This window comes from Lacinutrix sp. MEBiC02404, assembly GCF_053601575.1.
The window spans coordinates 1-385 of the sequence record NZ_JBSHNV010000032.1 but is presented as its reverse complement, the minus strand read 5'-3'; the positions used below and the strand labels follow the sequence as shown (position 1 = coordinate 385).

The 385-nt window shown below is 38.2% G+C and carries 1 protein-coding gene; it reads right to left on the bottom strand.

What is annotated here, in order from left to right; genetic code table 11:
• Nucleotides 1–385: HYR-like domain-containing protein (locus ACVCXO_RS00160; protein WP_452227581.1), on the bottom strand; the 385-nt coding region annotated here is incomplete at both ends.

Here is a 385-nt window from a genome sequence, read left to right as displayed (position 1 = left end):
AAAGTTGCAAGATCAGCAACAGGAGCAGTAACATCTGTAATTACTATGTTTTGTGTTTGTGTGGAAGCATTCAGATTAACATCTGTATATGTCCAAGTTACCACTGTTGTTCCTTGTGTTGTAATAGGAAGGGATGCATCGTTCGTTACAGTAACTATTCCACCACAATTATCTGTTGCCGTTGGTGCAGTTAAAGTCGTTACTTCACATTGTGCCGTTACATTTGCCAAAGTTGCAAGATCCGTAACAGGAGCAGTAGCATCTGTAATTATTATGTTTTGTGTTTGTGTGGAAGCATTCAGATTAACATCTGTATATGTCCAAGTTACGAAGGTTGTTCCTTGTGTTGTAATAGGAAGTGTTGCATCGTTTGTAACAGTAACTA